We start from the raw sequence: 14115 nt of genomic DNA, 5'->3' as shown, positions 1-14115 counted from the left end.
CCGCCCACTCATCAAGGAGGACGTCGTCATGCCCAAGACAACCGCCAGCGAGAGCCAAAGCAATAGCACGACACAGACCCTGTCGTTACTCGACCGCATCATCGCCGAAGGCCGCATGGCCCATGACGATAGCCAGCAGGATTACGCCCGCGACATGCTCGCCGAGTTCGCCACCCAGGTTCTGGACGAAGGGATGGCCATCGACAAAGACACCGTGGCGATGATCAACGATCGCATCAGCCAGATCGACGAGCTGATCAGCGCCCAGCTCAACCAGATTCTTCATCACCCCGAGATGCAAAAGCTCGAAGCCTCATGGCGCGGGTTGCACATGCTGGTACAGAACTCCGAAACCGGTACGCGGCTGAAATTGCGCCTGCTCAACGTGACGCAGAAGGAGCTGCAAAAGGATCTGGAAAAAGCCGTCGAGTTTGATCAGAGCGCACTGTTCAAGAAAATCTATGAGGAAGAGTACGGCACCTTTGGCGGTCACCCTTTCAGCCTTCTGGTCGGCGACTACACCTTTGGGCGTCACCCTCAGGATGTAGCCCTGCTGGAAAAACTGTCGAACGTCGCCGCCGCCGCGCATGCGCCTTTTATTGCAGCGGCAAGCCCGCTGTTGTTCGACATGAACAGCTTTACCGATCTGGCGGTGCCCCGTGATCTGGCGAAAGTGTTTGAGAGCCAGGAGCTGATCAAATGGCGCTCGTTCCGTGAAAGCGAAGACTCGCGCTACGTATCCTTGGTGCTGCCGCATTTTCTGCTGCGCCTGCCGTACGGACCGGACACCTTGCCAGTAGATGGCATGAACTACGTCGAAGATGTGAACGGCACGGACCACAGTAAATACCTCTGGGGCAATGCGGCCTGGGCATTGACCCAGCGCATCACTGCAGCCTTTGCGATGTATGGCTGGTGCGCCGCGATTCGAGGCGCGGAAGGCGGTGGCGCGGTCGAAGGCCTGCCCGCGCATACGTTCCATACCAGCTCAGGCGACCTGTCGCTGAAATGCCCCACTGAGGTGGCGATCACTGACCGGCGCGAGAAAGAGCTGAACGACTTGGGCTTCATTGCCCTCTGTCACAAGAAGAACAGCGATGTCGCGGTATTTTTCGGTGGCCAGACCACCAACAAGGCCAAGCTCTACAACACCAACGAAGCGAACGCCAATGCGCGCATTTCAGCGATGCTGCCGTACGTACTGGCTGCGTCACGGTTCGCCCATTACCTCAAGGTAATCATGCGAGACAAGGTCGGAAGCTTCATGACTCGCGATAACGTGCAGACCTACCTGAACAACTGGATCGCCGATTACGTGCTGATCAACGACAACGCACCGCAAGCGATCAAGGCGCAATACCCGCTACGTGAAGCTCGGGTCGATGTCACCGAAGTCGCAGGGAAACCCGGTGCTTATCGCGCCACGGTATTCCTGCGCCCTCACTTCCAGCTGGAGGAATTGACCGCCTCGATCCGCCTGGTAGCTACTCTGCCGCCGCCCGTCGCGGCCTAAGACCGACCCCGCCGACCCGTTCGGCGGGGGCAATCTATTTATATAGCGAGAACACATTTTCCAGGAGTTTCAAGCGATGGATGCGATCATTCTCGACCTCGGTGACGATATCAAAGGCGACAGTTTGCTAGAAGGCTATACCGACAAGATCGAAGTCATGTCATACAGCCATAACGTCGCCATGCAGGTCACCAACGACGTCAGCAACTCGGAACGGACCTCTGGCAGGCCACATATCGGCGAATTCACCCTCACCAAATTCGTCGACACCTCCACTCCTTCGCTAAACGAATTCTGTTGCGCCGGCAAACCCATAACGGAGGCGAAGATCACCATTGGCCGTAATGCGGCGGAAGGCGACGGCAAATTGCTGCCATTTATCGTCTACACGCTCACCAATGTCGTGCTGTCCAACGTCAGTGTCAGCGGTGGTGCGGGCGGCAAACCGGTCGAAACCCTTTCGCTGAACTTCACCAAGATCAAGTGGGAGCTTACAGCGCAGAAAGACGATGGCACCAAGGAAGGTACCGCCGCCTCGACCTGGGACCTGGCTGCCAACAAACTCATCAAAGCCTAAGCCGCCACGCCATGCGCGCTGTCGGTACAGGCATCCAGCCGTCTCTGTTCGAACGGCTGGCGTCCACCAAGGAGGCGGACGCGGAACTCGATCAGTCCGCCCTCGCCAGCTCGGTGCAAGCCGAACTCATGCGCATACTCAACACCCGGCGAGATGTCCGCCCAGCGGGCGCTGCTCTGACCGTTCTCGATTACGGCATCGCGGATTGGACGGCTCTGTATGGGCATAGCCTGGATGATCGACGCAAAGTCGCGCGGGATGTTCGCAACGCCATTACGCATTTCGAGCCTCGTCTGCTGCTGGCCGATGTCGAAGTGCTTTCGGATGCCAACCAGCATCGGTTGCTTATTCGCCTGACGGGCTCTTTACGCTGCGGTAAGCGTCAGTGGCCGGTGGCATTCGTTATCGAAGACGTGGCAGACACACTAGAGGTAAGTCATGAGCGATTCGATTGACGAGGAGTTGCTTGACTATTATCAGCGCGAGCTGACTTGGTTGCGCCATGCAGGCGCCGGCTTTGCCGCCCGTTACCCCAAGGTCGCACGACGCCTGGAGTTGGCGCCCGGTGAATGCCCCGACCCTCATGTAGAGCGGCTACTGGAAGGGTTTTCGCTGTTGGCCGCACGCCTGCAACGCCGTCTGGATGACGACTACGCCGAATTTAGCGACGCCCTTCTGGAACAGCTGTATCCGTTGGCTTTGCGACCCTTGCCATCGTGCGCCATCGCCCAGTTTCAGCCGGACCCTACCAAAGGCAACCTTGCACAAGGTTACCGACTGCCGCGCGATACCCCGTTGTTCGTGACCACTGCCAGCGGTGCCAGCATTCACTTTCGCAGTACCGCTGAAGTCACTCTCTGGCCGCTGGAAATTACCGAAGCCGTGCTCCTCGATAGCGATGAAGCCCAGGCCCTTACCGGTGTTGCGCAGGCGAGATCGGCGCTACGCCTGAGCCTGCGCTGCATTGAAGGTACGGCGTGGCAAGATTTATCGATCAGCAGTTTGCGCCTGCACCTGGCGGCTTCGCCGGTGATCAATGCCAACCTTTACGATCTGCTCTGCGCCCATGCCTTACAGGTGCTTTGCGGAGCGCCCGGAAGCCAGCCGGTGCCCCAGCGCGGACACCCTGAAGCCGTCGGCTTCGGCAGCGACCACACGCTTTTGCCAGACGAAAGCGGTTTGCACCCTGGGTTGCGTCTGCTCGCCGAATACTTCGCCTTCCCGGAGAAGTTCGCGTTTTTCGATGTGCCGCTAAACGTATCGGCCACTGAAGGGGAGACGCTTTATCTGTATATCGTGTTCGACCGTTCGCCCAGTACGCGCCTGCACCTGCAAGCAACGGACATAGCGCTGGGCTGTACGCCGGTGATCAATCTGTTCCCGCGCACATCGGAGCCCCTGCGTCCAGACGGTACGCGCAGCGAATACCGCCTGGTGGCCGACAGCCATCGGGAAAACAGCGTGGAGATTCATAGCATCCGTGCGCTACGTGCCAGCGCGCCCAGTAGCGTACAACGGGTGCCGGCTTATTACGGTTACCAGCACGGCTCGGGCGACAACCGTCTTTACTGGCACGCTCGCCGGATAGTTGGCCTGACTCCCAACCGCCTGGGTAGCGACTTGCTGCTCAGCTTGGTCGATACCCATTTCGACCCGTTGCAGGATGCGCCCGAATACAGCTTGACCGCCGAACTGCTGTGCACCAACCGCCACCTCGCCGAGTCACTGAGTGCGGGTACCCGGTTGAGCTTCGAACGCCCAGGGCCAGTGGGCTTTGCCTATTTACGCAACCCGCCAACACCCCAAAGCCTGCCAAAACTGGCAGGCGAATCGCGTTGGCGCCTGATTTCTCAGCTCACCCTCAATCACCTTTCTCTGGTGGAAGGCCCCAACGCGCTTATCGCGCTCAAGGAAATGCTCAGCCTTCACAACTTGCGCGACGAAACCAGTGCCCGTCGGCAAATCGAGGGGCTGTTCGACCTTGACTGCAAGCGAGTCGTCGCTCGAGTAGGCGATGACGCCTGGCGTGGCTGGCGCAATGGTCTTGAGGTGCGCATCCGCCTCGACTCGCAGCATTTCGTCGGCACCAGCGCCGTGCTGTTTTCCGGTGTGCTGGCGCAGTTTTTCTCGCTGTACGCCAACGCCAATCGTTTCGTTAGCACCGTTCTGGTTCAGGCCGACAAGGAAATTAAAACGTGGCAACCACAAGCCGGAATGCCCATCGCGCTCTAAGCGAGCGCTTGCGGCGCGAGCCTCAAGCGTTCGAGCTGTTGCAGGCGCTGTTGTTGCTCGAGCGCGAGCAACCTCAAGCGACATCCCTCGGACGTGGTACCTCGCCCCATGCAGAGGCCGTTCGGCTGCGTGGGCCACTGACGCCGTTATTTGCCGCCAGCCAAGTGGAGAGTCTGGCTGAAGAGGACGATGGGCAGCCGGTGCTGACCACGCCAGTGTTCGGGCTCGGCGGTCCTGACGGCCCCCTGCCTTATGCCTACCAAGAGTGGCTGCAACAGCGAGCCCGGCTCAAGGACCACGCCCCGGCGGCGTTTCTCGACCTGTTCCAACACCGCTTGCTCAGCCTGCTATACCGCGTGCTGCGCAAACACCGTATCGCCCTGGGGTTCGGCTTGCCCGCTACCAGTGCCGTGCAGGCGCAGCTGCGCGCGTTGACCGGGTTGCTGCCCAAACCACTACAGGAGCGTCAAGCACTGCCCGACTCGGCGATTCTAGCCCGTAGCGCTCTGTTCATGGGTGGCCGTCGCTCACTGGCGGGTTTCGCCGCCATTGCCCGGCAGCATTTCGATCAGCCTGTTCGCATCGATGCCTATCAAGGCGCATGGCGCAACATTCCAATGGCCAGCCGCAGCCGGCTGGAACGCGGCGGGCGCAATCTGAAACTGGGCCGCAACGCCGTGGCCGGTATTCGGGTCTGGGACGAACATGCAGGCATCCGCTTGACCCTCGGCCCGCTCGACCAGAACCAAGCGGCAGGCTTCTTACCGGACGGCGAAGCCCATGCACAACTCGCCATCTTGGCCGGTTTCTATTTCGGTCCTGATCTGGACTGCTCGCTGAGCTTGCTGGTCAGGGGCACAACCCCGTTGAGCCTGAATCGTCACGGCAAAACCCGGCTGCGCTGGAACACTGGCCTGCAACGTCAGGCAGGCTCCAACATCAACCGTATTGACATCCGGCTGCACCAGCCGACGGTGATCTGAATATGGAACTTGGCACCCTGATCGGCCGCCTCAATGGCGATTGCCGCCGCGCCTTGGAACGGGCAGCCCAACGTTGCATGCAACGCAGCCATCATTACGTCGAGATCGAACACCTCGTGCTCGAACTGCTCGAGATCGAAGGCGGCGATCTGGCCTGTCTGCTGCCCCGGTTCGGCCTGGAGCGTGATGCGGTCAGCGCCGAAATCAATCGGGCACTGGAGCTGTTCAAATCGGGAAACACCCGCACTCCTTCACTCTCCACTCACACCATCGGCCTGCTGGAAGACGCCATGGTGCAGGCCAGTGTGCTGGGCCCCGGCAGTATTCGTTCCGGCCTGCTGCTGCTTGCCCTGCTCGAGCGCGAAGAGCGGCGCACCCTACTGTTGAACAGCGCTTCATCCCTGCTGCGTATTTCCCGCGAAACATTGCGCGGCAATCTACTGGAATGGACCCAGGCTTCGCGGGAAAGCCCGCCCAAGACTCTTACAACTTCAGGCAGCAAATCTCGCGAAACCTCCACGGAGGAGCCTGCTCTCAACCAGTACACCCAGGACCTCACCGAAGACGCGCGCAACGGCCGCATTGATCCCATTGTTGGTCGAGACGGCGAGATTCGCCAGACCATCGATATCCTCCTGCGCCGGCGGCAGAACAACCCGATCCTGGTTGGCGCCCCTGGCGTTGGCAAAACCGCCGTGGTCGAGGGCCTGGCCTTGCGCATTGCCGCCGGCGATGTGCCTCCCCCATTGAAGGAGGTCAGCGTGCGTGTGCTTGACCTCGGCCTGCTGCAGGCCGGCGCCGGGGTCAAAGGCGAATTCGAGCAGCGCTTGAAAGGGGTGATCGATGCGGTTCGCAATGCCGAGAAGCCGATCATTCTGTTTATCGACGAAGCCCACACGATGATTGGCGCTGGCGCCGCTGAAGGCCAAAGCGACGCTGCCAATCTGCTCAAGCCGGCCTTGGCGCGTGGCGAGTTGCGCACCATCGCGGCAACCACCTGGATGGAATATAAGAAGTATTTCGAGAAAGACCCGGCCCTGGCCCGGCGTTTTCAATTGGTCCAAATCGAAGAGCCCGACGAAGCCACCGCAGTGGAAATGCTGCGCGGCGTTGCCACTAAGCTCGAGCAGCATCATGGCGTGCAGGTGCTGGACGCCGCCATCCACGACGCGGTCAAACTCTCGCACCGTTATATCTCCGGGCGGCAGTTGCCAGACAAAGCCATCAGCGTGCTGGACACCGCCTGCGCCCGCGTCTCCCTTGGCCAGCACGATGTCCCTCCTCCACTGGAAAGTCTGCGCCACCGCCAGCAAGCATTGAAAGAAGAACTCGACCGCCTGCGCCGGGAGCAAACTACCGGCCTCGATCACGGTGAGCGGATTACCGTACTGGAAGAGGAATCCGTCAGTAATGTGCTGGCAATAAAGGCATTGGAGGGGCGCTGGGCCGAAGAGCGCGAGGCCGTACGCGAACTCCTCGAAACCCGTCGCGCGCTACTCGACCTCAGCGAAGCCGCCGACGCCAACAAAGCTGACGATGATGTAGACGGACGCCTCGACCATCTCGCCTCAGAACTGTTACGCCTGGAAGCGGGGCTGGATGCCATTCGCCAAGACGAACCGCTGGTGCCCGAGCAGGTTGACTCCAAAACAGTGGCGGCAGTAATCGCGGGTTGGACCGGTATCCCCATGGGCAAGATGCTCGCCGATGAAGCCCACGCCGTGCGTAACCTCGCTCAGCGCATGGGCCAGCGGGTAATGGGCCAGAGCGTTGCCCTGGCGACTATTGCGCAACGGATACAAGCCTACCGCGCGGGCCTGACCGACCCAGCGAAACCGGTGGGTGTTTTTCTCCTGCTTGGCCCTACCGGCGTCGGCAAAACTGAAACCGCTTACGCACTGGCCGATGCGCTTTATGGCGGCGAGCGCAACCTGATCAGCATCAACCTCTCGGAATACCAGGAAGCCCATACCGTCAGCCAACTCAAAGGGGCCCCACCCGGCTATGTTGGTTATGGCAGCGGTGGCGTGCTCACCGAAGCCGTGCGGCGCAAACCCTATTCTGTGGTACTGCTCGATGAAATCGAAAAAGCCCATCCCGATGTGTTGGAGGCGTTTTACAACGTTTTCGACAAAGGCGTGATGGAGGATGGCACCGGCCTAGTAGTCGACTTCAAAAACACCGTGATGCTCGCCACCAGCAACGTCGGCGCCGAACTGATACTCGACACCTCCACAGACGAGCTGGGTAAAGACCTCTTTAATGAGCGCCTACACAAGGTATTGCTACACGCCTTCCGCCCCGCCTTCCTCGCCCGCATGACTGTGGTGCCCTACCACCCACTGGACGAAGCCACGCTGGAAGGGATTGTATTGGCCAAGTTGGAAAAATTGCGCGAGCGCTATAAGGCCGCGACCGGGAAACAGTTTGAGTTTGAAGCAGCGATTGTGCAGGCGGTGTTGGCCAAATGCAGTGGGGCTGGGGCAAGGGATATTGAAAATGTGTTGATGACTCAGGTGACGGGGAAATTGGCGGAGTGGGTGTTGGAATAGTCAGTAGCTATAGCGGGTATTTTATGGAAGAAAAAGAACGCTACATGTCGCCGGTACTTTACGGCAATGTCGCCAACTACGGCCAAGAAATGAAATATATAGCTCACTGGTTATGGTGGGTGGGCGATGTTTGCCATACATTGGCAATTGGCAAAGAGCAAAATGGGGCGGGATTGGAAAAGTCTCCATTCAAACATCCAGACCAGATTTTTTGGAGTGGGAAAATCATTGCCAGGCCAAATAAGAACGCGATCATCGTGACCGACTGTAAGTTGTTGCCATGCGTTAAAGACAATGGGTGTGCGTATCGTGTGCCTCGCTTGATCGGCGAAAAGTTTGGTATTGGAATTCCGATCGGCGTATTTTGCCACAGCGATTACTTCAAAAACGCGGGAAAGTTCGGCTACTACACAGTATCAGGAGCAACTCAGGAAGAGGTGAATGAGTCGATCGCAGGAATGTTCGAATGGGAATGGGACGAGGAAAGCGCTGGCGAATCTTATTTATAGAAAGGCTGCATTCTAAAATTCACCGCTCTTATCCCACTGCCTAGACGCAAGCTTAAGGAGTTGAGAATGCTTTTTTACTGTGTCGAGCCCGCACATGATCGCGTGAACGATGACTACCACGGTTGGAACTTCACAGTGCGAGCCGGCTTGGGCCATCACATCGCCTTTCCGCATGTCGACTCCTGCCTTGCCATTGTCTGTATCCTGCCGGGTAATCGAGTATTTGCAGGTCATATCAACGGCTATTACCAAGGTGCTTACTCCGCGGTCTCTCATCAAAATGCATTTCAAAATCTGACCATGCAGCTAAATGGAGCCGCGGTACAAAGTGCTGCAGTATTCGGTGATGTAACAACATGGCAAGGTTTTTTAGGGTTCCCATGGGTCAATAGCGCAGTGTTTCTTTCGAATAGCTGCCCCAATGGCGTCGACGTCATGTTTGATGTGGACAACGGCACTCTACAATTGATGCGTTATACGGCAAATAGGGATTTCAAGGCTATTACGCCTCAACAGGTACTAGCCAGTAGAAACCTGAGTACCGTCGTGGGCAATGTGATAATTCCGTGCTAATAGGATAGATGATGAGAATTGCGAGTTTTAACATTGAAAAGAGCGGTTACTCCTCAACACTGATCAAGAAATCACAAATAGATTCTTTCGTTGCGTTCTGCGTACAAATAGATGCCGACCTAATTTTTCTGTGTGAAGTTCATTCCGGGCAAGAAGGCAACTATGTCAACAATCTTGGGGATATCTATCAAGGCTATAATGTCGAGTGCCATAAGGGCGGACACTCCAATAGTTATATTTTAATGAGCAAAAAATCTTCTTCTATAAATGTTAGCAGTCAGGGACATCTATTCGGCCTGAACCGGGACCTCATTGCCGTAGAAGCACAAAGTGTCAATGGCTATTCAGGGTATGTATTTCTTGCGCATTTTAAGTCCGGGCAGAACGGACAGACCAAGAGCCAGTTGAATGCCTGCACGCAAATGGGCGGGCGCTGGGTTGCTACCGGGGACTTGAACTTGGACATCTCCAAGGTCGGCGAACTAGACACCGCGGGAATTGCATATGACTGCTGGAAAGGGAAGCAGACGCATAAAAGCGGCGGGATTTTGGACTGGGTACTCGCTTCGGTGGATGTGAAAGTGGCGCCTGTTGACATCACCAGTCTGGAAAATGACTTTGATATGAGTGGGCCCGATCATCGGCCTATTGTCTTCGATGTGTTTTCTGCTTAACGACATTTTTATGAATAGCTTAGTTAGCTGAGCAGAACGGGTTGCCAGTGAGAATCCTTGATGCCTCGCCCTACTGACACCACCACCAGCTTATCCCTTACCGCCACTGCGGTGACTGATCTCTATCCGCAAAATATCTCCGGCGAGGAGTCGCTGAATAGCCTTGGCACCCTGATCCTCAACGGCTATAGCGCCACTGCACTGGCCATGGCCGATGCGGTGACAAGCCACGTAACCGTCACCCTGCACAACGACGCCCTGCTGCGCCCGCTAGATGCGCTCTGTGCGGAAATCTGCCAGTTGCCCAGCGACGCCACTGTCGAGCGATACAGCCTGCTGCTGCGGCCCTGGCTGTGGTGGTTGACCCTGGCGAGTAATAACCGGGTATTCCAAAACCTCGCGACCAGCGACATAGTCACCCGCATTTTCGATGAGCACGGCTTCAGCGATTACCAGTTGCAGCTGACCGGCACCTACACGCCACGGGAATATTGCGTGCAATATGGCGAGACGGATTTCGCCTTCGTTTCGCGGCTGTTAGAAGAGGAAGGCATCTTCTGGTTCTTCACCCATGCCGAGGGTGTGCACACCCTGGTACTGGGTGACAGCAACGACGCCTTTCCGCCGTGCCCAAACGCCACCACTATCGCTTACCTCGGGCAGCAAATGGGTGAGCGCGAGTTGCATGGCATCCGTACCGGACACATCTCTCGGCAGGCGGTGTCCGGGGCCTATCGCGCCACTGATTACGAATTTACCACCCCGACCACCTCGCTCTATGGCCAGGCCGAGGCGGTCGCCGGGCCGTTGTCGATCTACGAGCATCCCGGCGGCTATACCGCCAAGGCCCGTGGCGATGCGCTCGGCAAACTGCGGGTGGATGCGCTGCGCAGCCAGGAAAGCCGCTTTGTCGGTGAAAGCGATTGTCGTTGGCTAGTGCCAGGGCATTGCTTCACCCTCAGCGGCCATGAAGACGACACGGCGAATATCGAATGGGTGCTGACCAAGGTTAGCCACGAGGCGGACCACAGCAGCTACCGCAATCGTTTCGAGGCAATCCCGAAAAGCACCCGTTACCGCCCGCCACGCACCACAGCAAAACCCCGCATGCATACGCAAACGGCCATCGTCGTGGGCAAGGCTGGCGAGGAAATATGGACCGACGAATATGGCCGGATCAAGATTCAGTTTCCCTGGGATCGCACCGGTAGCAATGACGAAACCAGCTCCTGCTGGGTACGAGTGGTGCTTCCTTGGAGCGGCAAGGGCTTCGGCATGCAGTTCATTCCACGTATCGGCCAGGAGGTGATCGTCACCTTTATCGACGGCGATCCTGATCGCCCGCTAGTCACCGGCTGTGTGTACAACGGCGACAATGCCCTGCCCTATGCGCTGCCAGCCAATCAGACACAGTCGGGAATCAAGACCAATTCGTCCAAGGGTGGCGGCGGATTTAACGAATTACGTTTCGAGGACAAAAAGGACAGCGAGGAAGTGTTTCTGCAGGCGCAGAAGGACTGGAACATCAACGTGCTAAACGACACCAACGCTACCGTCGGCCATAACGAAACCCTCACCGTGCAAAATGCCCGTACCCGCATGGTAAAAGACGGCGATGAGACCGTAACCCTGGAAAAAGGCAAACGCACGGTGAGCATCCAGACCGGCAGCGACAATCTCGACGTAAAGGACACGCGCACGGTGAAAGTCGGTAGCGACCAGACCCACAGCACCGGCGGCAATTACACCGAAACCGTCACCGGTAACTACCAACTGACGGTAGACGGTAACCTGACCATCAAGGTCAGCGGCACCCTCACCCTGCAAAGCAGCGGCGACCTCACGGCCAAGAGCGACCAGAACCTCACCACCCAAGCCGGCATGTCGCTTACCGACAAGGCCGGCACCGCACTAACCAATCAAGCGGGCACTTCCTTGGATAACAAGGCAGGAACCACCTTGACCAACGATGCCGGCATCAGCCTGACTAACAAAGCTGCTGCCGAACAGACGGTGGACGGTGGCGGTATGTTGACCATTAAGGGCGGCATCGTGAAAGTGAATTGAGGACGGCCCTCCAATGCATACCGGCAATATCGAATTGAACAGAGGCGACAGTCATCTTTCAGGCCAGCTTGACGAAGGGCGCCTGCAAGGGGAACTTCGCATCAAAGATGCTGGCCGCCCACAAGCCAGCTTGAGTTATAGCCAGGGTGTCCTGCACGGCCCGGTGACGCTCTACCATCCCAACGGCAAAGTGGCGGCGCACATGCTTTACGCGCAGGGTAAACCTCATGGGGTCGCCACCTTCCATGCGGCTGAAGGTTGGCTGCAACGCACAGCCAATTACCAGCAAGGCCTGCTCCACGGCGAAGCCTGTAACTATTTCGCCGATGGAGGTATCGCCGAGTTGGAACACTACCGTGAGGGCGTACGCGAAGGACCTTACCGACGTTTCCATCCAAACGGCCAGGTAGCGATTAGTACTCAGTACATGCGCGGCGTCGAGCTGGAGCCCGGGCGCTTGTTCACCAGCGACGGCCGCCCATTGGATGCCGAGGGCAAACCGGTGTCGCGGATGCGCTGGTGGTGGCAGCGCTGGAACAATCCGCAGGAAAGCTGAGCAAGTCAGGGGATCAACATCTGCACTTGGCCCGGGACGACGATCTTGATCACCCCGCCCCAGGTGCATATCAAGGTGCTGTTGGCATCCAGCGACGGCATGCTGCCTAGCAACATCGTGGGTGGCCCGCCGGAAATCCAGGGCGCCGCGGTGGCCGGAATGCACGGCATTGGTGTGAGCACGCCTAAAGCTGCTGCCGTGGCGGCGGCAACGATCGGATTAGCCGGACTCTGACACATGCCGAAAGTTGGGATGTTCACCAGCGGAATGTGATCCATCAGATTCGCCGCTGGCATCCCACTGGTCAACGTGCGATTGACCGGCAACACATTGAGTACGCTAGGCGCCACTCCGAAGCTGCATTGCAATGTCGCGCCGCTACAGACTTGTGGACATCCCATGTTGGCGTTTCTCCGCAAATACTCAGCCGAATAGCGGCTTGATGGGCCATTAGCTGTGCTTGATCGGCTGGTCTCGAGGGCTGTTTGTGCTCAACTCCAACCCATTCATGACTTCAAGGCTGTTGATTCAGCAAAGGCAGATAAGCTGGATCGCACTCTACGTATAACGTGACAGCGTTGCTTTCGAATAAAGCATCCTCTTGAGGACTCGTCCAGAGTCGTCGAGGTGTCTTAGCTGTCAGGATGAACTAGGGTAGATCGACACTGACGTGCAGATACGACCCTGAGCGAATGCTTACAAAAAAGCAGATTAAAACGGGAGGAGATTAGGCAGGCGCAAAGCAGCTTGCACCACGATGGCAACAAGATAACTGACGGAATAAGCAATTGCGGAACGACTTTAGGAGTTGCGAAAAAGCCAATGAAGGCATGAGTTCGCAAGAACGCATAAAGATGGTGCCCGAAGCCGGAATCGAACCGGCACGGGGTTACCCCCGAGGGATTTTAAGTCCCTTGCGTCTACCGATTTCGCCATTCGGGCGGTAGCGCCATAAAGCAAGGCCTGGACTATATACAGGCTTAGCCTGCCTCGCAAGATGATCAAGTCTCAATAAAAAAGCCTCGTAAATCACTGATCTACGAGGCTTTCTATATGGAGGCTGAGGTCGGAATCGAACCGGCGTTCACGGATTTGCAATCCGGTGCATAACCACTCTGCTACTCAGCCTTGAAACTAAACGGGCCGTTTGAAACGGCCCGTTGAAACTGGAGCGGGAAACGAGACTCGAACTCGCGACCCCGACCTTGGCAAGGTCGTGCTCTACCAACTGAGCTATTCCCGCTTGTCTTGCTGACGGCCGACATTCTATAGTTTCAAACCGTCGCGTCAACCCCTTGATTCAAAAACTTATTTCTTCTCGGAAGTGATGCGCAGATGCGGCCAGGCGGCGAGCAGATACTGCACCATCGACCATAGGGTCAGTACCGCCGCGATAATCAGCAGCGCGTAGCCGAGAAGGACCCAGAAGGTAAAAGTCGGCGGGTTCGCCAGCAACGTAACCAAGGCAACCATCTGGGCTGCGGTTTTCCATTTAGCCAGATTGCTGACAGCGACTTGAGCGCGCGCGCCCAACTCCGCCATCCACTCCCGCAAGGCGGATACCACGATTTCACGCCCGATGATGATCGCGGCCGGCAAAGTCAGCCACAGATTCGCATGCTCGGCCACCAACAGAACCAGCGCAACCGCCACCATCAGCTTGTCTGCTACAGGGTCGAGAAACGCGCCAAAGGGCGTGCTTTGTTCCCAGCGGCGGGCCAGGTAACCATCCAGCCAGTCGGTGGCGGCCGCGATGGCGAAGACCGCACTGGCAGCCCAATAGCTCCAAGTAAACGGCAGATAGAACAAGAGGATAAAAACCGGAATCAGCAGGACGCGGAGGACGGTAAGCAGGTTGGGGATATTCATCGACACAACT

Annotated in this window: 13 protein-coding genes and 3 tRNA genes; 11 read left to right on the top strand and 5 right to left on the bottom strand. The window is 57.5% G+C overall.

Features of this window, described 5'->3' with window-relative positions; genetic code table 11:
* The first annotated feature begins 28 nt into the window (after positions 1 to 28).
* From tssC to ACX0MV_RS07490, 11 genes are all read left to right on the top strand, one after another.
* On the top strand, positions 29 to 1513 hold the full coding sequence (tssC, locus tag ACX0MV_RS07540) for a type VI secretion system contractile sheath large subunit (protein ID WP_458981881.1): 1485 nt from the start codon (positions 29 to 31) through the stop codon (positions 1511 to 1513).
* 76 nt (positions 1514 to 1589) lie between these two features.
* Positions 1590 to 2090, top strand: a complete 501-nt coding sequence (locus tag ACX0MV_RS07535) for an Hcp family type VI secretion system effector (protein ID WP_458981880.1) — start codon at positions 1590 to 1592, stop codon at positions 2088 to 2090.
* An 11-nt stretch (positions 2091 to 2101) separates the two neighbouring features.
* On the top strand, positions 2102 to 2545 hold the full coding sequence (gene tssE, locus ACX0MV_RS07530) for a type VI secretion system baseplate subunit TssE (RefSeq protein ID WP_458981879.1): 444 nt from the start codon (positions 2102 to 2104) through the stop codon (positions 2543 to 2545).
* The gene (tssF, locus tag ACX0MV_RS07525; RefSeq protein ID WP_458981878.1) at positions 2529 to 4322 is read left to right on the top strand and encodes a type VI secretion system baseplate subunit TssF; all 1794 of its coding nucleotides are present in this window, start codon (positions 2529 to 2531) and stop codon (positions 4320 to 4322) included. Before tssE ends, tssF begins: the two co-directional genes overlap by 17 nt.
* Positions 4286 to 5305, top strand: coding sequence for a type VI secretion system baseplate subunit TssG (gene tssG / locus ACX0MV_RS07520; RefSeq protein WP_458981877.1), 1020 nt, complete (start codon positions 4286 to 4288; stop codon positions 5303 to 5305). Before tssF ends, tssG begins: the two co-directional genes overlap by 37 nt.
* A gap of 2 nt (positions 5306 to 5307) precedes the next feature.
* Entirely contained in the window at positions 5308 to 7857 is a 2550-nt protein-coding gene (tssH, locus tag ACX0MV_RS07515) for a type VI secretion system ATPase TssH (protein ID WP_458981876.1), read from the top strand.
* 23 nt (positions 7858 to 7880) lie between these two features.
* On the top strand, positions 7881 to 8366 hold the full coding sequence (locus tag ACX0MV_RS07510; RefSeq protein WP_458981875.1) for a hypothetical protein: 486 nt from the start codon (positions 7881 to 7883) through the stop codon (positions 8364 to 8366).
* Between the two features lie 66 nt (positions 8367 to 8432).
* On the top strand, positions 8433 to 8939 hold the full coding sequence (locus tag ACX0MV_RS07505) for a hypothetical protein (protein ID WP_458981874.1): 507 nt from the start codon (positions 8433 to 8435) through the stop codon (positions 8937 to 8939).
* Between the two features lie 11 nt (positions 8940 to 8950).
* On the top strand, positions 8951 to 9613 hold the full coding sequence (locus ACX0MV_RS07500; protein WP_458981873.1) for an endonuclease/exonuclease/phosphatase family protein: 663 nt from the start codon (positions 8951 to 8953) through the stop codon (positions 9611 to 9613).
* Between the two features lie 60 nt (positions 9614 to 9673).
* Positions 9674 to 11680, top strand: a complete 2007-nt coding sequence (gene tssI / locus ACX0MV_RS07495) for a type VI secretion system tip protein TssI/VgrG (protein ID WP_458981872.1) — start codon at positions 9674 to 9676, stop codon at positions 11678 to 11680.
* A 13-nt stretch (positions 11681 to 11693) separates the two neighbouring features.
* Positions 11694 to 12236, top strand: coding sequence for a toxin-antitoxin system YwqK family antitoxin (locus ACX0MV_RS07490; RefSeq protein ID WP_458981871.1), 543 nt, complete (start codon positions 11694 to 11696; stop codon positions 12234 to 12236).
* A gap of 5 nt (positions 12237 to 12241) precedes the next feature.
* On the opposite strand, the gene ACX0MV_RS07485 is transcribed toward ACX0MV_RS07490, so the two are convergent.
* The 5 genes from ACX0MV_RS07485 to pgsA all read right to left on the bottom strand — a co-directional run bounded on the left by ACX0MV_RS07485 (position 12242) and on the right by pgsA (position 14105).
* Positions 12242 to 12637 carry a DUF4280 domain-containing protein gene (locus ACX0MV_RS07485; protein ID WP_458981870.1) on the bottom strand — a complete coding sequence of 132 codons (396 nt, stop codon included), beginning with the start codon at positions 12635 to 12637 and terminating at the stop codon, positions 12242 to 12244.
* A 454-nt stretch (positions 12638 to 13091) separates the two neighbouring features.
* A tRNA-Leu gene (locus ACX0MV_RS07480) sits at positions 13092 to 13178 on the bottom strand.
* A gap of 112 nt (positions 13179 to 13290) precedes the next feature.
* A tRNA-Cys gene (locus ACX0MV_RS07475) sits at positions 13291 to 13364 on the bottom strand.
* Positions 13365 to 13403: 39 nt separating this feature from the next.
* Positions 13404 to 13479, bottom strand: a tRNA-Gly gene (locus ACX0MV_RS07470).
* Positions 13480 to 13544: 65 nt separating this feature from the next.
* Positions 13545 to 14105, bottom strand: a complete 561-nt coding sequence (pgsA, locus tag ACX0MV_RS07465; RefSeq protein ID WP_458981869.1) for a CDP-diacylglycerol--glycerol-3-phosphate 3-phosphatidyltransferase — start codon at positions 14103 to 14105, stop codon at positions 13545 to 13547.
* Between the last annotated feature and the right edge of the window lie 10 nt (positions 14106 to 14115).

The organism is Pseudomonas cistanchae, from assembly GCF_054483635.1.
The sequence above is the reverse complement of the archived record's forward strand: the minus strand, read 5'-3'. Positions and strand labels throughout refer to the sequence as shown.